The organism is Bacillus cereus (assembly GCF_002577405.1).
In the GTDB taxonomy this organism is placed as follows: domain Bacteria; phylum Bacillota; class Bacilli; order Bacillales; family Bacillaceae_G; genus Bacillus_A; species Bacillus_A cereus_AU.
Genome location: NZ_NULR01000020.1, coordinates 55,914 through 78,719 on the forward strand (window position 1 = coordinate 55,914; position 22,806 = coordinate 78,719).

A 22,806-nucleotide genomic window follows, 5' to 3' on the forward strand; every position below is an offset into this window, starting at 1 on the left:
ATCGAACCCACTAGAACCAGTTTATAACGCTGGTGGCGCACCATTTGCCTTCCCCATTCATCAATTTGAAAATGATAATCACGACACAAATTGATTATGGTTTCATTCAGTTTATAATCGTATAATACTTTATCTAGTCAAAAAAATAAACTAGTTTTTTTTATTTTTTTTGTAAATTATTTTTCCATCAATCATAGTTAGTACAGGCTTGGCTAAATAATGGAAAGGATGATGAGTCCATAACACGAGATCAGCGTCTTTCCCAACCTCAATACTTCCAATTCTATCCTCTAAACGCAAATTTCGCGCTGGGAATATAGTGATGCCCTCCAATGCAGTTTTTTCGTCTAACCCTTCCCTTACTGCGACAGCGGCACAAACATTTAAGTATTGAATGGGTGTATAAGGGTGATCTGTTGTTATAGAAACTTCCACTCCATTTTTTGATAATATGTGGTAAGTATCCCATGTTTTGTTTTTTAATTCGATTTTAGAACGGCGTGTAAGAGTGGGGCCAACCGAAACTTTCAAGTTGTGTTTCGAAAGCTCTTCAACAATAAAGTGTCCTTCTGTACAATGTTCAAGACGTAAATCAAGATTGAATTCTGTTGCAAAGCGTAGAGCAGAACTAATATCATCTGCCCGGTGAGCGTGGATACGTACGGGTATTTCGCGGCGTAATGCTTTTAAAATAGGGAGCATCCGAAAATCAGCTTCATGCCCGTAGTGTTGTGCTTCATAAAATGATTCCCGAAGTAGCCCCATAATCCCCATGCGTGTTATGGATTCTTTTGTACCATTACTATGGACCTTTTTAGGGTTTTCTCCAAAGGCAATCTTTAAACCAGCAGGTTCTTGAATAATCATATGATCAATACAAGTTCCAGCTGTTTTTATTACACAAGTAGTGCCCCCGATAATATTTTGACTTCCCGGCATAACGTGAACAGTTGTAACTCCATTTCGTACAGCGTCTTGAAAGGCAATATCAAAAGGGTGGATTCCGTCTAAAGAACGGATATGTGGTGTTGAAACTTCAGATGTTTCATTTGCATCATTTCCAGCCCAACCAGTGCCTTCATCATAGAGACCAAGGTGAGTGTGGACATCAATAAATCCAGGTAAGAGATGAAGAGCTCGCGCATCTATAATGGTCATATCTTGAGTAGGCTGAATAAAAGGTTTTACCTCGGTAATTCGTTCTCCTGTAACGAGTACATCCCCTTGAAATTTTTGGGATGTAATGGGGTATACAATGGCCTGTTTGAGCAATATTTTCATAGGTACCTCGTTTCTGTTACTTTGAAATACTAATGGAATTTAAGACAAAGCAACTGAAAGGTTATTCGTATAGCGATGCTCCGGATCCTATAAATTTGTATTTTGGAAGTACTACATTGTATGCGAAAGTATATTTTGTAATGCATGGTTTACTGTTGGAAATGTGTATTGATACCCGTGTTCAATCGCTTTACTAGGTAATGCGTGTTGCCCTTCTAGTACAAGTATACTCATTTCACCAAATAAAGCTTGAAGCATAAATGAAGGGACAGGTAGCCAATGAGGTTTTCCTGTGACATTGGCAATGTTTTCTCCAAACTCCTTCATTCTTATAGGTGTTGGGGCTGTAATATTAAGAGGCCCGTCAATTTCCTCTTTGTGTATGATGAAATCAATCATACGAACGACATCTTCTATATGAACCCATGACAACCACTGTTTTCCAGATCCAATTGTACCTCCGATATAAAATTGATAGGGGAGTAGCATTTTTGGAAAGGCTCCTCCGTCTGCACCTAATACGACTCCAAATCTGGAATAGATTGTTCTTATTCCAAGAGAACGTGCTTTAGATGCTTCTTGCTCCCATAAAAACACTGTTTCTGCTAAAAAGTCATTTCCGGGAGTTTCTTGCTGCTCGGTAAAAGATTCTGTTTCAGATGTTCCGTAGTATCCAATAGCACTTGCGTTAATAAATGTATGTGGTTTTGTGTCGAGTGCTTGGAATTGTTTAATGAGACCTTTTGTTGTTTGGATTCTACTGTTTAAAATTTCTTCTTTTTGTTTCTTTGTCCATCTACTATTAATAGACTCTCCAGCTAGATTAATAACTATATCGATTGAGGAGAGGGGGAAGGTAGGTAAATCTGGTGTCCAGTATACGTATTGCAGATTCGAGGTTGAAGTTTCAGCAACTCTTTTTCGAGTAAGAATGTAGACATTATATCCTTTTTCGATAAAAAAAGTAGAAAGGTATTTACCAATGAAACCAGTGCCACCAGAAATTGCAATTTTCATAATCATTTCCTCCTTCTTATATATATTCTTGAAAAGAAAAAATGTTCCTCGACTATGTTAAAATAATAGAGAGGTGAGAGTATGGCTGTCATTACAAAAATAGAAGTACAAAAACGATCGAAAGAACGATTTAATATTTATATTGATAAAGGTCAAGGTGAAGAATACGGATTTAGTGTGGATCAAGTAATCTTAATGAAACACGGATTACAAAAAGGCTTAGAAATTGATGAAATAGCGTTAGGAAATATTCTGTACAATGAAGAGGTACAAAAAGCATATTTAAAAGCAATCTCCTATTTATCCTATCAAATGAGAACAAAACAAGAAATAGAAGATTTTTTACGAAAAAAAGAAGTGGGACAGGCCATCATCTCTGAAGTCGTTTCGAAATTATTACATGACCGATATATTAATGATAAAGAGTATGCTGTTTTATATACGCGAACGCAAAGTAATGTGAGTCGAAAAGGCCCAACTGTTATTAAAAGAGAGCTGTCAAATAAAGGTGTTCAGGATCTAATTATTACGCATAGTTTACAAGAGTATCCGAAGGAGAAGCAAATTGAGAATGCCTTATTTCTTATAGAAAAGAAGAAAAGATCTTATCAAAAACATTCCTTTTTACAAATGAAGCTAAAGTTAGAAGAAATGCTTGTTCGTAAAGGGTATTCTAGAGATGTGATTCAAATTTGTTTGGAAGAATTGAAAGACGAAAAAGATGACGAACAGCAACAAGAAGCGTTACACTATCATGGGAATAAATATTATGAGAAATATAAGAAGTATGATGGATGGACATTCGAAAATAAGATGAAACAAGCGTTATATCGAAAAGGATTCTCTATTGATGAGATAGAGATATTTTTGCAACTGAAACGTGAAGAGGGATGAGGGAATAGGATGAATATGCCAAAACGCTACAGTGAAATGACACCACATGAGTTAAGGGAAGAAATTGGGGTTTTGAAGGAGCAAGCAATAAAGGCTGAGCAACTTGGAATTGTGAATGAGTTCGATGTATTAATGAGAAAAATGGCAATGGCTCGTGCTTATATGACTGATATAAACAAATTCCATATTGGTGAGACATATGAATTAGTAGAAGAACCTGGTATATTATTTAAAATTACGTATTTCAATGGGGTATTTGCTTGGGGACATAAGCAAAATGATAATGAAGAGATTGGAATACCAATTTCTTTATTGCAAGAAAAATAAAAACCAGAGAGCGAATATCTCTCTGGTTTTCATCTTTGGTAGGCGTTAAAGGAGATAGGAGAACCTAAAATTGGCGTTTTTTACATTCGTTTGCCAATATAATGAGAGACTGGGTCTGTTGCGTCTGTCCGTTAACTTGCGCTTTTGCATGTTTTGGACGAGTCCACGTATGGTTAAATAATTCAGAACGACTATCTAAGCGATCACGGTAGCTCATCTTTATCACCTCGTGTAGGAAGTTAATTTAATTTAATTTAATTTGTACTACTCTTCCTGCTGATTTGCAGCACGCATACGTTCTTGTGGGTGCGTGTTAATTGTGCCGTTAGGTCTTTTCGAAGCGAAGCGTGATTTCGCTTTCGGTTGACCTTCGATTTTGCTGTTGTTTTTTGACTCAGACCAAAATTCGGCTTGTTTACCCATTACGAACGCCCTCCTCATCATCAGTTGATACCTCTTTAAGAAGTATCAATTATAGAATGTGCAAAATAGAAGAAACTATCCTTTAGAAACGAAGGAATAAATAGGTAAAAGGAGATTACAACATGACCGATATTCATGAAACATTAACGAAAGAATTATTAGATAAGAATGACAAACTTTCTTATGCACAAGCTCGTGCATGGGTTGAATTATTGTGGGAGGACTTTCAAACAACTTATGCGAAATCAGGTCGTTATCAAGGGGATGAAATGACTGAACAAGTGGTACGAACTTGGATTAATAATCATGGAGTACGCCTTCATGAAATGCGTACAAATAATCCGAAATATAGCCACTTGATTAATCAAGAAAATCATTTGAAACATTAAAAAAAGCGACTTAAGTCGCTTTTTTTAATGTGGAAGTAATTCCAGTTTTTTTCGAAGTTTTTCTTCACTAAAAATCCACCCTGTATAGGAACTAATAATATTAAAATTTTGATCGAGCTGAACGATTGCGACGAATGGATAATAATCTTTACTTCGATACCGCAAATCAATGAACCGAACCTCATAATAGTTATCATAATCGAAAATATCCCAGCGATATACAGGTGAGAAAGATAAGAAAGCAGATATATTCTCATCTCGCACAGCAGCTTGCATAATAGGAGTATTCGGGAACGGTACGCGATCAAATTTATCGTATACAAGAATGTTACCACGGTGCCATCTTGCGACGTAGTAATGTTCAGTTGTAACGACGGCTAAATGGTAATGATAAAATTTATAAGAAGGAGAAATAATTACTTTCTCTACATTTTTGAACCGTTTGTTTACTACACTTTTAATATTTCGATGCATCATAACGCGGCCGATATAGTAAACAATCATTAATATATAAGCTGCTAAAGCCGTATACCCTTTATGGGAACCTACAAGCATGCAAGCAATCGCAAGCATGTGAATAAAGAAAATGACAGTATCAAATGTATTAATTATGCCGAGTGCGACCCATTTTTTTGTAAAGGGCCGTAATGCCTGTGTACCGTAGGCATTGAAAATATCGACAAAGACGTGAAGAAAGACGGCTATAAATGACCAAAGTAGTAAATGGAGATATGGAGCATCTGAAAAGAAGATGAAAGAGATGCCACTTATAAGGAACGACCAAAGAATCACTGCAGGAATGGAATGAGTAATCCCGCGATGATTTCTTATATATTTAGCGTTATTACGCAATTTTAAAACTGTATCGATGTCAGGAATGTTGGAACCGGCAATTGTAGCAAGCATAACTGCTTGTGGTCCAATATCACTTTGTGCTATGGCTGGATCTAACGTCGCCAAACTGCCTAGAGTAACGCCCATAACAAGGTGAGTGGCTGTGTCCATAGAAATCCACCTCCGTTTTTTATTAATGTAACTCTTTTTATTCGATATCTCAAGTCCTTTGCCTTCTATTTCCTATGTCGTCTTACTTAAATTTTTTCCTAAAATCTTTATAATAGTACTTATATGCAAAAAAATGAGGGGGATCAAGTTTGACACTTGAAATATTAAATAATTTTAACATAGAGCAGTTTCAGAATGATTTAATTGGTTGGTTTGAAAAAGAGCAACGCGACTTACCGTGGCGAAAAAATAAAGATCCATACCGCGTTTGGGTTTCGGAAATTATGTTACAGCAAACAAGGGTAGAAGCTGTAAAACCATATTACGCAAATTTTATGGGGAAGTTTCCTACACTTGAAGTGTTAGCGAATGCTGATGATGAAGAAGTATTAAAGGCATGGGAAGGCTTAGGGTATTATTCTAGAGCAAGAAATTTACATGCAGCAGTAAAAGAAGTAAAAGAAGTATACGGTGGGAAAGTACCAAGCGATGTAAAGAAAATTGAAAAATTAAAAGGAGTGGGACCATATACAAAAGGTGCCATTTTAAGCATTGCATATGGTATACCAGAGCCGGCAGTTGATGGGAATGTTATGCGTGTATTATCTCGCATTTTATCGGTGTGGGATGATATCGCAAAACCAAAGACTAGAAAAGTGTTTGAAGAGATTGTGCGTGAAATTATTTCGGTAGAAAACCCATCTTATTTTAATCAAGGTTTGATGGAATTAGGGGCATTGATTTGTATCCCGAAAAATCCATCTTGCTTACTATGTCCTGTACGTGAGCATTGTCGAGGATATGCCGAGGGTGTTCAAAAGGAATTACCAGTAAAAAGTAAAGCAAAAGCGCCTACAATGGTACCTCTTGTTGCGGGGGTACTTCAAACTGAAGATGGTCGCTATGTAATTAATCAACGTCCAAGTACAGGGTTATTAGCTAATATGTGGGAATTCCCGAATGTTGAACTTGGCGAAGGGATTCGAAATCAAAAGGAGCAGCTTACAGATTATATGAAAGAAAAATTTGAGCTCTCGGTTTCTATTGATGAATATGCAATGAATGTACAGCATACTTTTACGCATCGTACTTGGGATATATTCATATTTTACGGAAAAGTAACCGGTGATATTGTGGAAACAGATACATTGAAATTTGTATCGAAAGAAGCATTTGAACAATTACCTTTCTCGAAGTCACATCGTACTATTTATGAGAATTGTGTTGAGAAAATTACAATACAATAAATAAAAAAAACGTGTTCTAGAATTTTGGAACACGTTTTTTTATTGAAAATAATTTTGTACTCTGAGTTTAAAAAATTGCGCTTTTATAATCCGCCCCGTGACTCAATTTCTTTCACAATTTCTTTATAGATTGTTTGTCCCTCTACGTTTAAGTAAGGCATAATTTGCTGAAATGAATGATGAAAATGAGCTAATTCATCCTTGTTCCATTCATTTTTGGAAATCATAGTTAGCTCAGTCATATCACGTCCAGTATACATATTTCCACCTCCATCATATGTAGTTTGAATGAGTGATAAGAGATATATGCGGAAATTATAAAAAAGAAAATTACGGATAGTTTCTAGAGAGATTGGTTACATTATTTGTTGTGGAGGTGAGAAAGATGAGTAAAAAACAACAAGGTTATAATAAGACAACTTCTGGTGCTAGCATTCAAAGTACAAATGCTAACTATGGTACAGAATTTGCAACTGAAACGAATGTACAAGCAGTAAAACAAGCAAACGCACAATCAGAGGCACAGAAAGCACAAGCTTCTGCGGCTCAAAGTGCAAATGCTAGTTATGGTACAGAGTTTGCAACTGAAACAGATGTGCATTCTGTGCAAAAACAAAATGCAAAATCAGCTGCGAAAAATTCACAATCTTCTAGCTCAAATCAGTAATGAAAGAAAAACACTTCTCTAATTCAAGAGAAGTGTTTTCTTTGTGTGCGGGTCATTGTAATGAAAAGAAAGTGAACGACATAACTTCTAATAAGTCAACAAATGTAGTCAAAGGAGAAATAAGTTCACGATTAGAAATATGTAATAGGAATTTAAAAGGGGGTAAGTGATGAACGATTTTGATAAGTTGGTAGGGGAGCAATTGGAAACGATGGATGAGTTGTTAAAGTTACAATCACATCTAGAGAAGTATCAGCAAATCGAAATGAGCGAAAGAGATACGTGCGATAAAAAAGAATTACATTTTATTCGCCAAGAAATATATAGAACAGAAATAGCATTGAAGTTGCTGCATGAAAAATTCGAAAAGCAAACGAATAGTGTAATTAAATCTTTTGAAACTGAAAAAGTGATTTCAAATTTAGGATAAGATATACTGTTGTCTTCAGGTGAAAGGTCCTTCTTTACGTGGAAATAAGGAAGGGCTTTTTCTATGATCCTGATTGGTGAGTGCCAATAGCCATTGGAGCTAGAACTACCTTTGATTAAAGTTTCACTTTACAAGTAATATAGCGGAAGTTCGCATCTCCTAAGAGGATGGGTTATTCATTGTGAAAATAGAGCCTTGTCACTTTAGTTTTAAAATTTCGACAAAAAAGTTATAATAGAAAAAAAGTGAATGCAGTTCAAAAAGTAGTTGAGGCAACTTAAGGAGGGCATTTACAGTTGAAAGAAGGGAGCATATATGGGATTTCCCAAAGAAGGAGAAAAAGTACAAATACATAGTTATAAACATAACGGCTCCATTCATAGAATGTGGGAAGAGACAACGATTTTAAAAGGGACACAGAGTCTTGTGATCGGAGCGAATGATCGTACAGTAGTGACAGAATCAGATGGCCGAACATGGGTTACTCGTGAACCAGCGATTTGTTACTTTCATGCCAATTATTGGTTTAATGTGATTGGGATGCTAAGGGAAGAGGGAGTATATTATTATTGTAATTTAAGCTCACCTTTTGCATATGATTCTGAAGCATTGAAGTACATTGATTATGATTTAGATATTAAAGTGTATCCAGATATGACATATACGCTTTTAGATGAAGATGAGTATGAAAAACATAGTCAAATTATGCAGTATCCACCTGTTATTGATACCATTTTGAAACGAAATGTAGCACATTTAACACAGTGGATTCATCAAAGAAAAGGTCCATTCGCACCGGATTTCGTAGATATGTGGTACGAAAGATATTTAATGTACAGAAATTAAAACAAACCTGCAGGGGATTTCCCGGCAGGTTTGTCCTATTAGAGGGGGGATTATGTGCAAGGTATAAAAAGATATTTACAATTTGTTAAACCATATCGATGGCTTATTGCTATTACGATTATGATTGGTCTAGTAAAGTTTGGTATCCCGCTTATTATGCCGTGGTTATTAAAATATATTATCGATGATGTAATTCAAGGCGGAGGGTCACTTCAAGATAAAACATCTCAATTAGTAACAGCCGTTGGGATTGCTTTTTTTATTTTTGCAGTCTTAAGACCGCCAATTGAATATTATCGTCAATATTTCGCACAGCGCATCGCAAATACAATACTATATGATTTGCGAAAGCATATTTTTGGTCATTTACAAAAGTTGAGTTTACGCTATTATTCGAATACGAAAACAGGGGAGATTATTTCACGTGTCATTCATGATGTAGAACAAACGAAGGACTTTGTAATCACCGGTCTTATGAATGTCTGGTTAGATACAGCAACAATTGCTATTGCTATTATTGTTATGTTTTCTATGAATGTAAAATTAACATTTGTTGCGCTATTAATTTTACCTATTTATGTAGTGGCAGTGAAATATTTTTTCGGACGTCTTCGAAAATTGACGAAAGAGCGTTCACAAGCATTAGCAACTATGCAAGGATATTTACATGAACGTATTCAAGGGATGCAAGTGACACGTAGTTTTGCATTAGAAGAGTATGAGGGTAAGCAGTTTGAAAAAAGAAATAATGAATTTTTAACGAAAGCGTTAACGCATACGAGTTGGACTGCAAGGACATTTTCGGCAGTAAATACGTTAACAGATTTAGGTCCGTTACTTGTGATCGGTTTTGCAGCATATGAAGTGATTCAGGGGCAGTTAACGCTAGGGACTATGGTGGCCTTTGTTGGATATATGGATAGTTTATATAGTCCGCTCCGTCGTCTTGTTAATTCATCTACAACATTAACGCAGTCTTTCGCATCGATGGATCGAGTTTTTGAACTGTTAGATGAAAAGTACGATATTGTTAATGTACCAAGTGCGGTACAAACGAAAAAATTAAATGGGGAAGTTATATTTGATAATGTTTCTTTTCGTTATAATGTAGATGAAAAAGAGATATTACATAACCTGTCATTAACTATGCAGGCGGGAGAGAAGATAGCGCTTGTCGGAGCGAGCGGAGGAGGAAAGTCATCTCTTGCTAGCTTAATTCCACGTTTCTATGATGTTTCTTCGGGTGCAGTTTATGTAGATGGGATAGATGTAAGAGAGTATGATATGAGAAATTTACGTAGTCATATTGGAATTGTACTGCAAGATAATTTATTATTTAGCGATACAATCGGCGCTAATATTTTATACGGAAATCCTGAAGCTACAGAGGAAGAAGTGATTTCAGCTGCCAAAGCTGCACAAATTCATGATTTTATTATAGAGTTACCAAATGGTTATAATACTGTCGTTGGGGAACGTGGTGTAAAGTTATCAGGCGGGCAAAGGCAACGTGTAGCGATTGCACGAGTGTTTCTGAAGAATCCATCATTACTTATATTAGATGAAGCAACTTCTGCTTTAGATTTAGAAAATGAACGGTATATTCAAGAGGCACTTCAAACGTTAGCTGCTGATCGGACGACGATTATAATTGCACATCGATTAGCGACCATTACACATGTCGATACAATTATTTACATTGAAGATGGAGAAATTAAAGAAACAGGTTCTCATGAAGAGTTAATGAAAAAAAGAGGATTTTATTACAATTTGTATCAGCTCCAGCATATAACAGAAACAGCTCCTTTAGCGTAAAAGGAGCTGTTTTTTATTCGTCTTCTTTTTTATCGTCGATTTTGAGTTCGGTTTCTGGTTTATGGTATGTGTAGAAGCTATCCACAAGTAAATCTAAATGCTCTACTTCTTCACTATAGTTAATAATTGAAGAAATAAGAGGGAAGAGGTGCAGCCATGTTTTATATGCTTCCTCATCATCTTTGTTTTGATAATCCATAAAGATATCAATTAATTCTTGTTTACCTGTTTCAACTTCATCAAGCATTTCAACGGATTGTTGTTTCTTTGCTTTACCAATAAATTTTAATAAAACTTGTTCATGATAATGCGTTAATGAGTCAAGTTCGTTTTGGATAGATTCCTGAAATTCTTCTGGCATATGGCGCAGTTCATTTTCAGTACGATGTAATGATTTTAACGTACTTAAAGCACGGCTTGTTGTCGCTAACATTTGTCTGAATAAAACGAGCTTACGAATTTTTGCGAATTTTACTTTTTTCGTGTAGCTTCTTTCTTCTTTATACAGCAAATAGTAATGGTTTAGTTTAATCATTTTTTCTTTCATACGATCAATATCAGTTTTTAACGTTGTAAAATCAGAAGCTTGCCTGCTGCTCATACGAATCCATTTCACAATTTCTTCTGTATTATCAACGATGCGATGGTAAAGTTTTGTTTCATATTTTGGCGGCATAAATACTAAATTTACAAGTGAAGCCGCAATAATTCCGGTCATAATCGTCGCAAATCGAAGTAAGGCAAAATTAAAGAAGTCTTCGCCTTGATACTCCATAATGGCGATAACTGTTACTAAAGCGATTGATATTGTGTTTTCTAAACGTAATTGTAGTGTAAGAGCAATTACTAATATACATGTTAATCCAATAATAAAAGGATTATGTCCAAAAGCAGTAGCAAATACGATAGCGAATACGGCACCAATTACGTTTGCTTGAATTTGCTCAAGAGCAGTTAAATATGAGCGGTATACAGACGGTTGAACAGCGAATATAGCTGAGATTCCCGCAAATACTGGACTCGGTAATTGAAGTAAAATACAAGCAAATAAAGCTAATGTAATGGCAATACCCGTTTTTAAAATGCGAGCACCAAGTTTCATACCCTTATTGATATCCTTTCTCTTGTCATAATGAATGTACAACATGATACTATACATTCATTACAATATGTTAGCAAGTGATATTTTAGTGACGTTAAAAAGTTTAATAAAGAAATTAGGATTAATTTATAATTTATCCAAGTTCTCTTTAAACATCTATTCTTTAATAAAAAAACCTGCTGAAATTCAGCAGGTTTCAAATTGTTATTATAGATTACTATGCGGTGCTTGCTTCGTCAATTTTTTTATGAAAATAAATGTTTTACTTATCATTCAGTTGAGATAGACGGATCAGCCTGTTCTTTTTTCGGGATAATTTCATAGAAGTGAACCTGGATATCATCTAATAGTGGTGTTAACAAAGCGACTTCTTCATATTGTTCATGCTCATTTAATACACGAATGTAGTCCAACAATAATTCATTCACATCTTGCAAACCATTTTTACTAATTGGTTGCAATGTTACATTTGCCCCTTTTGCGATTCTTCGTTTTAAGGCTTGCTCTGTTAAACCTAAGTTTGGCTCATGACGTAAATAAACAACACCACCAGTCATGCCGGCACAAATCCATGGACCAGGATCTCCTAAAACAAGCGCCCGCCCATTTGTCATATATTCAAAGGCAAAACCTTTAATATTAGAGTATGCTCCTATATTTCCTTGCTCTTTTTCACGGAGTGGTTTTGTCATTCTACCCCCAATTATCATGTCTGCTCCAGAAAGGCGAATACCAGCGCGAGCATCGGCGTTACCTTGCACATATAGCGCTCCTTTTTGTGCGCCGTATCCAAATCCTTTTCCGACAGAGCCATTATAATAGCCTCCGTCTTTTCCTTTTGCTTTCGTGATATAAATACCACCACCAAAGGAAGTTTTGCCAATTCCATCTTGCGCACCGCCATTTACGTGTATAAATAAGTTCTCGCTATTGTAAGCACCTAATCCGTTTCCAGGAACGGAACCGTTTGTATACTTTAATGTAAGTGGTTCAAGTTGAGTATTTTCATATAGTTTACTACGAACACGATAACAAGACTCTAAACCACCCATAACTCGTTGATCTACGCCAACGCCTACTAATTCTTTTGAGTGAGGAGAAAGAACTGTGTCAAACTGATTTTTTTGTACAGATTCTGTTGTTGTAACAGATGAAATTTCTATCGTTTGTAGTAAATTACATAAGTCTAATAAATCTTCACCTCGAATTTGTTCTAATAAATCGGAACGCCCGACAATTTCTTGTAAATTTGTATAACCGAGCTGTCCTGTTAATCGTTTTAGTTCTACACCGAAAGTGGTGAATAAATTTAATAAACCAGCAACTGCGCTTTCTAATTCACGCGGGACAAAGCGGCGTAATCCATGTTCTTTCGCTTGCGCTTCAGATTCAATTTGTGTCGCAATTCCAACATGGCAAGTATCTAAATGACAACCACGGCAAGTAGTACAGCCAATTGCAATCATTGATAATGTGCCAAACCCAATACGGTTTGCTCCAAGGAGCATGATTTTTAAGGCATCCTTTACACTTCGAATACCACCATCTGCCCAAATTTCTACGTTATGTCTCATCCCTGCTTCTAGTAGGGCGTTATGAGCAGCTTTCACACCGATTTCTACTGGAAGACCTACATGTTGCAGTGCATGAATACGTGCAGCACCTGTGCCACCATCAAATCCGCTAATGTTAATAAAATCAGCACCAGCCTTTGCGATACCGACAGCGATTGTTCCGATGTTAGGAACGACAGGGACTTTTACGGCTACTTTAGCAAGTTGATTAGCCGTTTTAATTTCGGTAATCATTTGAGCTAAATCTTCAATTGAATAAATATCATGGTTGTTAGAAGGTGAAATTAAGTCTGAGCCGATTGTAGCATTACGTGCTTCAGCGATTTTGGCAGTTACTTTGGAACCTGGTAAATGTCCACCTTCACCAGGCTTTGCACCTTGCCCGATTTTTATTTCAATTAAGTTTGATGAATTTAGTAGTTCAGCATTTACTCCAAACCGGCCAGATGCAACTTGTTGTCCGCGTGTATGTGGATATTTACCAATCATATCTTTAATCTCGCCGCCTTCACCGTTCAAACTAATCATATTTAGCTGATTGGCAGCTTCTGCATATGCACGGAAGGCTATTTCATTTTGGGAACCGAATGACATGGAACTAATAATAAATGGTAGATCATGATTCTGGATACTAATGGATACGTCTTCAGTTGGAACGATATGTTTTGCTTGTTTTGTTTGAACAAGGTGTCTGATTGCAATAGGATTATTTTCTTCTAATTCATTTAACTTATCGCGGTAATCATCATAAGGATTTCCCTTTGCAACATCGCCAATGGCTTTCCAAATCCGCGGGAATATATGAAATGATTTTCTCATTCTAACTTTTGGATTGTTATAATCAATTGCTCGGATTTTTGCATCTTCAGCAAGTGATTCAAGTGAAAAAGCTAAATCATTTGAACCAAAGAAGTTTGTAATTTGTAATATGTTTGCGATTTCCTCATGTAATCCGATAGAGGAGAAGAGGCGACCGTAACCGCGTAATTCATGAATTCCAATCGTCGAAATGACTTTCTCTAGTCCTTTATTAAATGCGGTATACAAATTAGTAATTGGTGCTTTTGTTCCATCATTTACAGTTGCGAATAATAAATATGGATTAATACCATCTGCTCCTAATCCATATAGCGTGACGATATCGTGTAAGGAGCGAAGGGCACCGGAACGTATAACGAGAGAGCAGTTTCGGCGTAATTTATTTTCACTTAATACTTGATGTACTTTAGCGGTAACTAAATGGGGATCAATCCATAACCGTTCATTTTGATGAGCTTTTGCGTCATCTAATAATAGTAGGGAAGCGCCATCGTTAACGGCAGCTATCGCTTCAGAACTAATTCGATTTAATGCGCATTGTAAAGATTCTGATGGACTGAATGTAGCAGAGATTGTAGCGATAGAGCTATGTGTAAGGAACAGTTGTATAAGTTGTTCGTACGTAATTGTGTGCAATTCCTCTGCAATAGATTGTGCAGCGCTTCCTTCTAAAATAATTGGTGAAAGCATCTCGACTACAAATGGTCGTTTCGCATCGCTTGATAAACTTGGACGCTCTCCGAGTACAGTACGTGTGGAGAAGTGTTCGACTTCTCGGTCACGATCGATTGCTGGATTTGTAACAACGGCTACACTTTCCTTGATAAAATCAGCAATATTTCGTCTATCTGTATCAAGTGCGGCAAGTGGTGAGTCATGCCCAAGTGAACGGATTGGCTCAACGCCTTTTGTTGCCATCTGTTCAAGGAGCTGAATATGTTCTCGATCCCAGCCAAAAGCGACGTATTGCTGCGTTTCAACTTGAACAGAATCACATAATCCTTGAGTTTCTTTCGTTTCAGGGATAGATAAGTTTAAATGATAATTGGTAACATCAACTCGCTTTTTAAAACGGTTATATACTTCACTTTGGTATTTGTCATATTCGTAAAGAACAAGCTCATTTTGTTTATTCCATTTAAGGCCGACTTTTTCTCCAGGAGCAAGTGGTTTTGGTTCTGCTACATATTCCGTTGGTGATACAACGCCAGGTTCAGAAGAGAAAATATAAGAGCTCTCTGTCTCTACTTTCCATACTGGTCGTAGTCCAAGGGAATCAACGCTGAAAACAGCTTCATCTTTAAAACGGGAAATGATGCCAGCTGGCCCTTGTGCAAAATGACCCCATGCTTCACGTATATACGTATATAAATCTTGTAAATGTGTTTCATAAAGTTTAATTTCATTAATAATTGGTGGGAATAGTATATCCATCGCTTCAAATAAACTGTAGTCATATTGAACAAGTAGAGTTTCTAAGGTGCGGTTTAAATCTTGGGAGTCACTGCCCCCAGCAGTAAGTGGTACATCAATCATTTCAGCTTGATCGCGTAATTTTGCAATTGTGTTAATTTCACCATTATGTCCGAGGATGCTAAATGGTTGTACACGAAAAAAATTAGATAATGTATTAGTAGAATAGCGGTTATGTCCTAGTGTCATAGTTGAAGCGATAAGTGGATGTTGTAAATCATTGTAATAGGCAACAAGTGTATCGCCAGCACCTAGAACTTTATATACAACATGGTCACGGCTTAATGAAGCGACATGAATTGCTTCATTTTCCTCTATTTTTATTGTCACTGAAAATAATGTTTGTTCAATATTTGTAACTGTATTTTCAGCGATAAGGGCAACTTGCCAAAATAGAGGTTCTTCCTGTTTACCAAGCGGACCGAGCGCATCTGAGTTTACTACCTCATCACTTTCGAAAACAATAGTAAAGTTTTCGTTGCTTAGTTGCGTAAGAATATAATTTTTTAAAGCAGCAATGTTTTCTTTTTTATTTAGAAAAAAATGTCCAACGATAAAGTGGGGATGATCCACAATCGTTGGATTATATCCGCTACTTTTTAGTTTTTCATTCCAAAGAGCTTTTGGTACATCAATGTGAACACCGATGCCATCGCCTTCGCCATTAATGAAACCAGCTCTATGATTCATTTTGACGAGTGATTGTATACAAAGATCAATGTTTTCTTTTGTAGGAATTTTTCGTTTCTCCATAACGGAAACGATTCCACACGCATCATGTTCTGCATTTCTATAATCTCGAAATAAAGACGGTGTCCATGTATTTTTTTTATTGAGCATCCGTCAATCCCCCCTCTTATAAAAGATTGAATAATCTTACTATTTAAGGCGTGAGCAGCCTTGTATACAAGGATAGTAAGGATGTGAAATGAAAATAAAACAAATAATTATGAATAATTATACTATTAATGAGGGATTTATGAAATAGAAAAAAGGAAAAAAGAAAGATGTGCTTTCTTTTTTCCTTTTAATGATGGGATTATTTATTGTTTGCTAGGGCAGCAAATGCTCTGCCAACAGCTTCAATTGTATATTCAATATCTTCTTTTGTATGTTCTGTCGTTAAGAACCATGCTTCATATTTAGAAGGGGCTAAGTTAATTCCTTCTTGAAGCATAAGCTTGAAGAATCTACCGAACATTTCACCATCTGTATCTTGTGCTGCATCGTAGTCTTCGATTGTATTTGTTGTGAAGTATACAGTTAAAGCACCTTTTAGACGGTTTAATGTAATATCGATATTATGCTTAGTCGCTTGCTCTAAAATTCCTTTTTCAAGCATTGCACCAAGTTCATCTAACTTTTCGTATAAGCCCTCTTGCTGAAGAACTTCTAGACAAGCGATACCTGATGCCATAGAGGCTGGGTTTCCTGCCATTGTACCAGCTTGGTATGCAGGTCCAAGCGGGGCAACTTGTTCCATAATTTCTTTCTTACCACCGTAAGCGCCAATTGGAAGTCCGCCGCCGATAACTTTACCAAGGGCTGTTAAGTCTGGTGTCACACCAAGTAAGTCTTGAGCACCACCATACATAAAGCGGAAAGCAGTAATAACTTCATCATAAATTACTAGTGCACCAGCTTCGTGAACAAGTTCATTTACTTTTTCAAGGAATCCTGGTTTCGGCTCTACAATACCGAAGTTTCCAACGATCGGTTCTACAAGGATAGCTGCTACTTCGTGACCCCATTTATCCAATGCCTCTTTTAAAGTGTCTACATTATTAAATGGAACCGTAATAACTTCTTGAGCGATACTTTGTGGTACGCCAGCTGAGTCAGGAGTCCCTAGAGTAGAAGGACCAGATCCAGCTGCTACAAGTACTAAATCAGAATGTCCGTGGTAACAACCAGCAAATTTCATAATCTTTGTGCGACCTGTATAAGCACGAGCAACACGAATTGTTGTCATAACTGCTTCTGTACCAGAGTTTACAAAGCGTACTTTATCTAAAGCAGGCATTGCTTCTTTTAACATTTTTGCGAATTTTACTTCGAGTGCCGTCGGAGTTCCGTATAGTACACCATTTTCAGCTGCTGTTGTAATTGCTTTTGTTATATGCGGGTGAGCATGTCCTGTAATAATAGGACCATATGCAGCTAAATAATCAATATACTTATTTCCATCTACATCCCAGAAGTAAGCGCCTTTCCCGCGTTCCATAGCAACAGGAGCGCCGCCGCCAACTGCTTTAAAAGAGCGAGAAGGACTATTAACACCGCCAACGATATGTTCTAAAGCTTCTTTATGTAATGCTTCTGATTTTGTGAATTTCACTACCATTCATCTCCTTACAAAAATCTATGTATTATTCTAACATGTTTTTTGAAAAGACGTATTGTTTGTGATAGAGAAGGCAGTTGGGTAAACTATTCGTTGTGACATTTAGGAAGGGGGTCCGATTATGAAATCGGTAATTGAGGTACAAGGGTTACGTAAAGAGTTTACAGCCTATTCAAGTCGTCCGGGTTTAAAGGGTGCATTTCGCGATTTATTAAATCGTAATTATAAAATAGTACCAGCAGTAAATGATGTGTCTTTTACTGTAAAGCAAGGTGAAATGGTTGGTTATATTGGTGAGAATGGTGCTGGTAAATCAACAACGATTAAAATGCTTACGGGGATTTTGACTCCGACATCAGGACAGATTACAGTGAATGGAATGAACCCACATAAACAAAGAGAAGAATTTGTAAGAACAATTGGTGTTGTCTTTGGTCAACGCTCGCAGCTTTGGTGGGACATTGCGGTACAAGAATCGTTTCGTTTACTCAAAAAAGTGTACGGTGTATCAGACGCTCAGTATAAGGAGCATATGGAGCATGTGATTGAAACGTTAGATATCGGTCCTTTATTAGATAAGCCGGTTCGAAAGTTATCTCTTGGTCAAAGAATGCGTTGTGAATTAGCGGCAGCATTAATTCATAATCCACCGTTATTATTTTTAGATGAGCCAACAATTGGACTGGATGTTCTTGTGAAATTGAAAATACGTGAATTCTTAAAAGAGATGAATGAACGTTATAAAACAACGATTTTATTAACAACACATGATATTACGGATATTGAAGCTTTATGTGAGCGTGTCATTATGCTGGATGAAGGAAATATTATGTATGACGGTTCTTTAAATAACCTTCGCACACAGTGGGGAGCAGAGAAGGAAATACATTTTCAGTTCGTTTCTCCTGTTTCTTATGAGGCATTAGCAATGGTTATGCCGGACACTAATGTAATTTGGTCTAAGGCGAAAGAAGAAAACGCATGGGTTGCAAAAATCCCGAATGAAGAAGTGATTATTTCAATGCTCATTTCTAAAGTAGTACAAGTCTTTCAAATTAAAGATTTGAAAATTAATGAAGTGTCTACAGAGGAAATTATTCGTAATATTTATGAAGAAGGTATTAGGCATGGGTAAGTATATTGAAATGATTCGAATTCGCTTTTTAATGATGCTTGCCTACCGTACAAATTATTATAGCGGGATTTTAATTTATACAATTAATATCGGTGCGTATTATTTTTTGTGGCAAGCAATTTATAGCGGAAAAGAGAATATTGAAAGTTTATCTATTTCGCAAATGACTACGTATATCGCAATCGCGTGGATGGCACGTGCTTTTTATTTTAATAATATAGATAGAGAAATTGCGATGGAAATTCAAGAAGGACGTGTGGCTGTGGAATTAATTCGTCCTTATAACTATTTAGGTATGAAAGTTATGCAAGGTCTTGGCGAAGGAATATTTCGTTTTGCTTTCTTTTCAATTCCAGGTATGGTCATCGTTACGTTATTATTTTCATTACAAATTACAACGAATTTTCAAACGTGGTTATATTTCTTCTTATCTTTAATATTTAGTTTCATCATTAATACACAAATAAATTTAATGACGGGAATGCTGACATTCTTCTTATTTAACAATAGTGGAATCATGTATGCGAAGCGTGTTGTGATTGATCTGTTTTCAGGGTTATTATTACCGATTAGTTTTTATCCGTTATGGGCCCAAAAAGCAATGATGTTTTTACCGTTTCAAGCAATTAGTTATATTCCGAGTATGATTTTCTCTGAAGGTATACAGGGAAATAAGTTATATGAAGCTTTGTTATTTCAAGTGATTTGGGCAATTATACTTATTATTCCAATTGTACTCATGTGGAAAACGGCGAGAAAACGTCTAATTGTACAAGGGGGATAACGAGATGCTATATATAAAATTATTTTTGCAATATGCAAGCCAATATATAAAAACAAAATTAGAGTATCGAGGCGACTTTATCGTCGGATTACTTTCGGATTTATCATTACAAGCGGTTAATTTAATTTTCATTCTCGTTGTGTTTGGGCATACACAAGCATTAAAAGGGTGGAGCCGAGAAGAAGTAATCTTTATTTATGGTTTCTTTTTAGTACCGTTTGCCATTTTTTCAGCCTTTTTTAACATATGGGATTTTAATGACCGTTACATTATTAAAGGGGAAATGGATCGTGTACTAACGAGACCAATTCATAGTTTATTTCAAATTATATTAGAAAGAATGGAACTTGAATCTTTAATTGGAGCGCTTACGGGAATTATTGTGATGGGGTATGCAGCGATAGAACTGCAATTATCTTTTTATTGGTATGATTTTTTCTTATTCCTACTCATGGTAGGGGGAGGAGCGCTTGTGTACGGCGGGATATTTGTTACACTAGCGAGTCTTGGTTTTTGGTCAGATGCGAAAAGTTCGATTATGCCACTTATGTATAACATAGGGAATTATGGGCGCTATCCTATTGATATTTATAATCGTGTTATTCGTTTTATTTTAACGTTTGTTTTACCGTTTGCGTTTGTTGGGGTATATCCAGCAGCGTACTTTTTAAGAAAAACAGAGTGGAATAGTTATGCATTCGCAACACCATTTGTTGGTGTTATCTGTTTTACTATTGCAATTACTCTTTGGAATCAAGGGGTAAAACGATATCGTGGTGCTGGGAATTAATTATAGGAGCTTGTTCGTTTCTAAGGGATAAATCTGCCTTCCATCTCATACATATAAAATGAGGTGGAGGACATGTTATGGGGATTTATTCTATTAATTGCAGCAATCGCTATTTTAAGAAGTGTCCAATTGTTATGGAGTTCCTATTCAGATTCAACACGTTTCTTTTCGCTGTATAATTTAGCCACATTATTTTTGATTTATACAACAGTACTAATTGCGTTTGGATTAAGTTATGTTGTATTAGAGGAAATGGGTTATACAGTTTTGAAAGAAGATGGTGAAATATTAACTGCTCATTCTTTTCAGCTTGTTGAAATTTGTTTATATTTTAGTGCAATCACTTTATTGTCCGTTGGATATGGTGATATAGCTCCGATTGGAATAGGAAGATGGATTGCAATCGGAGAAGCGCTAATTGGATATACATTACCGTTTGCTTTTGTGATGAGGTCTGTAATAGACAATGAAAAATAAGAGGGCATTTGATATAGTAAAAGAAAAGAGTAGGAGTGATAACAATGATGACAGTAGGAGAAATGGCACCGGAATTTACATTAGAGGGAAGTAACGGGGAACAAGTTCGCTTAGCTGACTACCGAGGGAAAAATGTAGTTCTCTATTTTTATCCAAAAGATATGACCCCGGGGTGTACAACTGAAGCGTGTGATTTTCGCGATGCTTATGGGTTATTTCAAGAGAAGGATACGGTTATCCTTGGGGTAAGTCCTGATTCAGCAAATAGGCACCTGAAATTCATTGAGAAGCATGAACTTCCATTTGTACTTTTAGTAGATGAAGATCATAAGGTGGCAGAATTGTATGATGTTTGGAAACTGAAAAAGAACTTTGGAAAAGAGTATATGGGAATTGAGCGTTCTACATTCCTTATTAATAAAGACGGTGAGCTTGTAAAAGAATGGCGTAAAGTGAAAGTGAAAGGACATATTGAGGATGTTCTTTCTTATATAAAATAAATCTATAAATGAGGAGAAAAAATAAACAGGTAAGGCATGTGTCTATACATATTTTCTCGCGATACATACAGTGAAAGTGTAGGGCATACCTCCTCAGATGATAGTATTCCAAGTGCGATTATGTCGCACTTTTTTCTATGTAAATGTATAAATAATGGGGAAAGATACATAAGAATAAGGCTATATACAAAAATAAACCACATACTTATAGTAGAAATATTGACGATTTATAAGAAAAGGAGTACACTCTTTATAAGAATTATAAAATAATAATCCGTATAGAATCGGGGTGCATGACGGTGGTCAAAGAAGAATTAAAAGAAGCGCTAGAAATGCTGAAAAATACGGGTGTACGCATTACTCCACAGCGTCATGCTATTTTAGAGTACCTTGTGGAATCTATGACGCACCCAACAGCGGATGACATTTATAAAGCATTAGAAGGTAAGTTTCCAAATATGAGTGTTGCAACTGTCTATAATAACTTACGTGTGTTTAAAGAAGTTGGACTTGTAAAGGAATTAACTTATGGAGACGCTTCAAGTAGATTTGATTATGTTACAAGTCAACATTATCATGTGATTTGCGAAAAATGTGGTAAGATTGTTGATTTTCCTTATGGAGGTTTGGAACAGCTTGAAGAGGAAGCTGCAAAAACGACAGGCTTCGTTATTAATAGTCATCGCTTAGAAATTTATGGCGTTTGTCCAGAGTGTCATAAGGCGTAATATATAATAAAGAAAGAGGGNNCCCTCTTTCTTTATTATATAGATGAAGAAAAATACTAATCGAAGTACATGTTATCCTTTATAGCTCTTCTTATTATATTTCTCATCAAATTCTTGTCCTTCTAGATTTCGATCAAGTGTTAAAGGTTGATTGCAATGCATACACGCGTCGACACGGCCGAGCATCTTTGTTGGTTTATCGCAGCTTGGACAAATAATTTGTACAGTCTTTGTAGATAACATACCAATCCAAAAGTAAACGACAGTACTAGCAATAACAGCTAAAAAACCAACCATCATAAATGTAGTCATAATAATAATGTTGTCCCGGAAAAAGACTCCTAAGTATGCAATGAAGAGGCCGATAAATACTAAACTTAATGCAAAGGTCCGAATTTTATTGATTTTGTTTGAATACTTAATGCTCATTCTCACCACACTCCTATAACAACAATAATAACATAAAATTTAGAATTTTCATTTACCTATAATCATGTTAAAGAGATAAGGTATGAAATAGTGGGAAGAGACCTACGAAGAATGGAAGTTATAATGATTTATGGAGCGTTTTTAAGGTTTTAACGGGATGTGAAATTTTTTTATAAAAAGTATTGACCCGATATATACTGCATGATATATTAATAAACGTCGCTGATGCGGAAACGCAGAAAACGACAAAAAAGAAATTGAAAAACTTAGTTGACATCGAAAAACGAAGGTGTTAACATAAGGGAGTCGC

General features: G+C 36.1%; 24 protein-coding genes. 14 read left to right on the plus strand and 10 right to left on the minus strand.

All coding sequences use genetic code 11. The annotated features are described in order from the left end of the window. Positions 1-150: 150 nt before the first annotated feature. Together COC96_RS22850 and COC96_RS22855 are read right to left on the minus strand one after the other, a co-directional pair. Entirely contained in the window at positions 151-1,281 is a 1,131-nt protein-coding gene (locus tag COC96_RS22850) for an amidohydrolase (protein WP_098268512.1), read from the minus strand. A gap of 111 nt (positions 1,282-1,392) precedes the next feature. After that, a complete protein-coding gene (locus COC96_RS22855; RefSeq protein ID WP_098268511.1) occupies positions 1,393-2,298 on the minus strand; it encodes a TIGR01777 family oxidoreductase in 906 nt (301 codons plus the stop codon). Between the two features lie 81 nt (positions 2,299-2,379). Between COC96_RS22855 and recX the strand changes: the two genes are divergently transcribed. After that, entirely contained in the window at positions 2,380-3,192 is an 813-nt protein-coding gene (recX, locus tag COC96_RS22860; protein WP_098769425.1) for a recombination regulator RecX, read from the plus strand. A gap of 9 nt (positions 3,193-3,201) precedes the next feature. Continuing rightward, positions 3,202-3,519 carry a YfhH family protein gene (locus COC96_RS22865; RefSeq protein ID WP_063263171.1) on the plus strand — a complete coding sequence of 106 codons (318 nt, stop codon included), beginning with the start codon at positions 3,202-3,204 and terminating at the stop codon, positions 3,517-3,519. 64 nt (positions 3,520-3,583) lie between these two features. Here COC96_RS22865 and COC96_RS22870 read toward each other — a convergent pair whose 3' ends face one another. Together COC96_RS22870 and COC96_RS22875 are read right to left on the minus strand one after the other, a co-directional pair. Then, entirely contained in the window at positions 3,584-3,736 is a 153-nt protein-coding gene (locus COC96_RS22870; RefSeq protein WP_000122093.1) for a YpzG family protein, read from the minus strand. Between the two features lie 47 nt (positions 3,737-3,783). Further along, positions 3,784-3,942: a small, acid-soluble spore protein K gene (locus COC96_RS22875; protein ID WP_000517893.1), complete on the minus strand. Its 159-nt coding sequence runs from the start codon at positions 3,940-3,942 to the stop codon at positions 3,784-3,786. 122 nt (positions 3,943-4,064) lie between these two features. On the opposite strand from COC96_RS22875, the gene COC96_RS22880 reads away from it, so the two are divergent. Beyond that, positions 4,065-4,331, plus strand: a complete 267-nt coding sequence (locus COC96_RS22880; protein WP_098769427.1) for a YfhJ family protein — start codon at positions 4,065-4,067, stop codon at positions 4,329-4,331. A gap of 24 nt (positions 4,332-4,355) precedes the next feature. Here the strand turns inward: COC96_RS22880 and COC96_RS22885 are convergent, their stop codons facing one another. Further along, positions 4,356-5,336 carry a metal-dependent hydrolase gene (locus COC96_RS22885; RefSeq protein WP_097903426.1) on the minus strand — a complete coding sequence of 327 codons (981 nt, stop codon included), beginning with the start codon at positions 5,334-5,336 and terminating at the stop codon, positions 4,356-4,358. 149 nt (positions 5,337-5,485) lie between these two features. Between COC96_RS22885 and mutY the strand changes: the two genes are divergently transcribed. Then, complete coding sequence (mutY, locus tag COC96_RS22890) at positions 5,486-6,583, plus strand: A/G-specific adenine glycosylase (RefSeq protein WP_098268508.1); 1,098 nt, start codon at positions 5,486-5,488, stop codon at positions 6,581-6,583. 83 nt (positions 6,584-6,666) lie between these two features. On the opposite strand, the gene COC96_RS27650 is transcribed toward mutY, so the two are convergent. Continuing rightward, positions 6,667-6,843, minus strand: coding sequence for a hypothetical protein (locus tag COC96_RS27650; protein WP_002094743.1), 177 nt, complete (start codon positions 6,841-6,843; stop codon positions 6,667-6,669). 125 nt (positions 6,844-6,968) lie between these two features. Between COC96_RS27650 and COC96_RS22900 the strand changes: the two genes are divergently transcribed. The 4 genes from COC96_RS22900 (at position 6,969) to COC96_RS22915 (ending at position 10,341) form a co-directional block, all read left to right on the plus strand. After that, the gene (locus COC96_RS22900; protein WP_098268506.1) at positions 6,969-7,250 is read left to right on the plus strand and encodes a gamma-type small acid-soluble spore protein; all 282 of its coding nucleotides are present in this window, start codon (positions 6,969-6,971) and stop codon (positions 7,248-7,250) included. Between the two features lie 169 nt (positions 7,251-7,419). Further along, the gene (locus COC96_RS22905) at positions 7,420-7,680 is read left to right on the plus strand and encodes a YgaB family protein (RefSeq protein WP_097903430.1); all 261 of its coding nucleotides are present in this window, start codon (positions 7,420-7,422) and stop codon (positions 7,678-7,680) included. A 315-nt stretch (positions 7,681-7,995) separates the two neighbouring features. Continuing rightward, positions 7,996-8,526 (plus strand): nucleoside tri-diphosphate phosphatase, encoded by a 531-nt coding sequence (ntdP, locus tag COC96_RS22910; protein ID WP_000506630.1) that lies wholly within the window; start codon positions 7,996-7,998, stop codon positions 8,524-8,526. Positions 8,527-8,580: 54 nt separating this feature from the next. Beyond that, positions 8,581-10,341 carry an ABC transporter ATP-binding protein gene (locus COC96_RS22915; protein WP_098268504.1) on the plus strand — a complete coding sequence of 587 codons (1,761 nt, stop codon included), beginning with the start codon at positions 8,581-8,583 and terminating at the stop codon, positions 10,339-10,341. Between the two features lie 13 nt (positions 10,342-10,354). Here COC96_RS22915 and COC96_RS22920 read toward each other — a convergent pair whose 3' ends face one another. The 3 genes from COC96_RS22920 to hemL all read right to left on the minus strand — a co-directional run bounded on the left by COC96_RS22920 (position 10,355) and on the right by hemL (position 17,653). Next, entirely contained in the window at positions 10,355-11,443 is a 1,089-nt protein-coding gene (locus COC96_RS22920) for an aromatic acid exporter family protein (protein ID WP_098268503.1), read from the minus strand. Between the two features lie 269 nt (positions 11,444-11,712). Beyond that, on the minus strand, positions 11,713-16,149 hold the full coding sequence (locus COC96_RS22925; protein ID WP_098769428.1) for a glutamate synthase-related protein: 4,437 nt from the start codon (positions 16,147-16,149) through the stop codon (positions 11,713-11,715). Positions 16,150-16,348: 199 nt separating this feature from the next. Then, a complete protein-coding gene (hemL, locus tag COC96_RS22930) occupies positions 16,349-17,653 on the minus strand; it encodes a glutamate-1-semialdehyde-2,1-aminomutase (protein WP_098252949.1) in 1,305 nt (434 codons plus the stop codon). A 121-nt stretch (positions 17,654-17,774) separates the two neighbouring features. Here hemL and COC96_RS22935 point away from each other — a divergent pair, with 121 nt between their 5' ends. From COC96_RS22935 to perR, 6 genes are all read left to right on the plus strand, one after another. Then, complete coding sequence (locus tag COC96_RS22935; protein ID WP_098268501.1) at positions 17,775-18,788, plus strand: ABC transporter ATP-binding protein; 1,014 nt, start codon at positions 17,775-17,777, stop codon at positions 18,786-18,788. Continuing rightward, on the plus strand, positions 18,781-19,572 hold the full coding sequence (locus COC96_RS22940; RefSeq protein WP_097903436.1) for an ABC transporter permease: 792 nt from the start codon (positions 18,781-18,783) through the stop codon (positions 19,570-19,572). Before COC96_RS22935 ends, COC96_RS22940 begins: the two co-directional genes overlap by 8 nt. A gap of 4 nt (positions 19,573-19,576) precedes the next feature. Continuing rightward, entirely contained in the window at positions 19,577-20,362 is a 786-nt protein-coding gene (locus COC96_RS22945; RefSeq protein WP_098268500.1) for an ABC transporter permease, read from the plus strand. A 72-nt stretch (positions 20,363-20,434) separates the two neighbouring features. Further along, positions 20,435-20,839, plus strand: a complete 405-nt coding sequence (locus tag COC96_RS22950) for a potassium channel family protein (protein ID WP_098268499.1) — start codon at positions 20,435-20,437, stop codon at positions 20,837-20,839. A gap of 44 nt (positions 20,840-20,883) precedes the next feature. Next, positions 20,884-21,339 (plus strand): thioredoxin-dependent thiol peroxidase, encoded by a 456-nt coding sequence (gene bcp / locus COC96_RS22955; protein WP_098268498.1) that lies wholly within the window; start codon positions 20,884-20,886, stop codon positions 21,337-21,339. A 299-nt stretch (positions 21,340-21,638) separates the two neighbouring features. Continuing rightward, positions 21,639-22,067, plus strand: coding sequence for a peroxide-responsive transcriptional repressor PerR (gene perR / locus COC96_RS22960; RefSeq protein ID WP_000237831.1), 429 nt, complete (start codon positions 21,639-21,641; stop codon positions 22,065-22,067). 72 nt (positions 22,068-22,139) lie between these two features. On the opposite strand, the gene COC96_RS22965 is transcribed toward perR, so the two are convergent. Next, a complete protein-coding gene (locus COC96_RS22965; RefSeq protein ID WP_097903440.1) occupies positions 22,140-22,496 on the minus strand; it encodes a YgzB family protein in 357 nt (118 codons plus the stop codon). Positions 22,497-22,806: the final 310 nt, after the last annotated feature.

Excerpts from the sequence above, each read along its gene's own strand:
- COC96_RS22850 (WP_098268512.1), bottom strand. The coding sequence starts at position 1,281 with ATGAAAATATTGCTCAAACAGGCCATTGTATACCCCATTACATCCCAA.
- COC96_RS22855 (WP_098268511.1), bottom strand. The coding sequence starts at position 2,298 with ATGAAAATTGCAATTTCTGGTGGCACTGGTTTCATTGGTAAATACCTT.
- recX (WP_098769425.1), top strand. The coding sequence starts at position 2,380 with ATGGCTGTCATTACAAAAATAGAAGTACAAAAACGATCGAAAGAACGA.
- COC96_RS22865 (WP_063263171.1), top strand. The coding sequence starts at position 3,202 with ATGAATATGCCAAAACGCTACAGTGAAATGACACCACATGAGTTAAGG.
- COC96_RS22870 (WP_000122093.1), bottom strand. The coding sequence starts at position 3,736 with ATGAGCTACCGTGATCGCTTAGATAGTCGTTCTGAATTATTTAACCAT.
- COC96_RS22875 (WP_000517893.1), bottom strand. The coding sequence starts at position 3,942 with ATGGGTAAACAAGCCGAATTTTGGTCTGAGTCAAAAAACAACAGCAAA.
- COC96_RS22880 (WP_098769427.1), top strand. The coding sequence starts at position 4,065 with ATGACCGATATTCATGAAACATTAACGAAAGAATTATTAGATAAGAAT.
- COC96_RS22885 (WP_097903426.1), bottom strand. The coding sequence starts at position 5,336 with ATGGACACAGCCACTCACCTTGTTATGGGCGTTACTCTAGGCAGTTTG.
- COC96_RS27650 (WP_002094743.1), bottom strand. The coding sequence starts at position 6,843 with ATGTATACTGGACGTGATATGACTGAGCTAACTATGATTTCCAAAAAT.
- COC96_RS22900 (WP_098268506.1), top strand. The coding sequence starts at position 6,969 with ATGAGTAAAAAACAACAAGGTTATAATAAGACAACTTCTGGTGCTAGC.
- COC96_RS22905 (WP_097903430.1), top strand. The coding sequence starts at position 7,420 with ATGAACGATTTTGATAAGTTGGTAGGGGAGCAATTGGAAACGATGGAT.
- ntdP (WP_000506630.1), top strand. The coding sequence starts at position 7,996 with ATGGGATTTCCCAAAGAAGGAGAAAAAGTACAAATACATAGTTATAAA.
- COC96_RS22920 (WP_098268503.1), bottom strand. The coding sequence starts at position 11,443 with ATGAAACTTGGTGCTCGCATTTTAAAAACGGGTATTGCCATTACATTA.
- COC96_RS22925 (WP_098769428.1), bottom strand. The coding sequence starts at position 16,149 with ATGCTCAATAAAAAAAATACATGGACACCGTCTTTATTTCGAGATTAT.
- hemL (WP_098252949.1), bottom strand. The coding sequence starts at position 17,653 with ATGGTAGTGAAATTCACAAAATCAGAAGCATTACATAAAGAAGCTTTA.
- COC96_RS22935 (WP_098268501.1), top strand. The coding sequence starts at position 17,775 with ATGAAATCGGTAATTGAGGTACAAGGGTTACGTAAAGAGTTTACAGCC.
- COC96_RS22940 (WP_097903436.1), top strand. The coding sequence starts at position 18,781 with ATGGGTAAGTATATTGAAATGATTCGAATTCGCTTTTTAATGATGCTT.
- COC96_RS22945 (WP_098268500.1), top strand. The coding sequence starts at position 19,577 with ATGCTATATATAAAATTATTTTTGCAATATGCAAGCCAATATATAAAA.
- COC96_RS22950 (WP_098268499.1), top strand. The coding sequence starts at position 20,435 with ATGTTATGGGGATTTATTCTATTAATTGCAGCAATCGCTATTTTAAGA.
- bcp (WP_098268498.1), top strand. The coding sequence starts at position 20,884 with ATGATGACAGTAGGAGAAATGGCACCGGAATTTACATTAGAGGGAAGT.
- COC96_RS22965 (WP_097903440.1), bottom strand. The coding sequence starts at position 22,496 with ATGAGCATTAAGTATTCAAACAAAATCAATAAAATTCGGACCTTTGCA.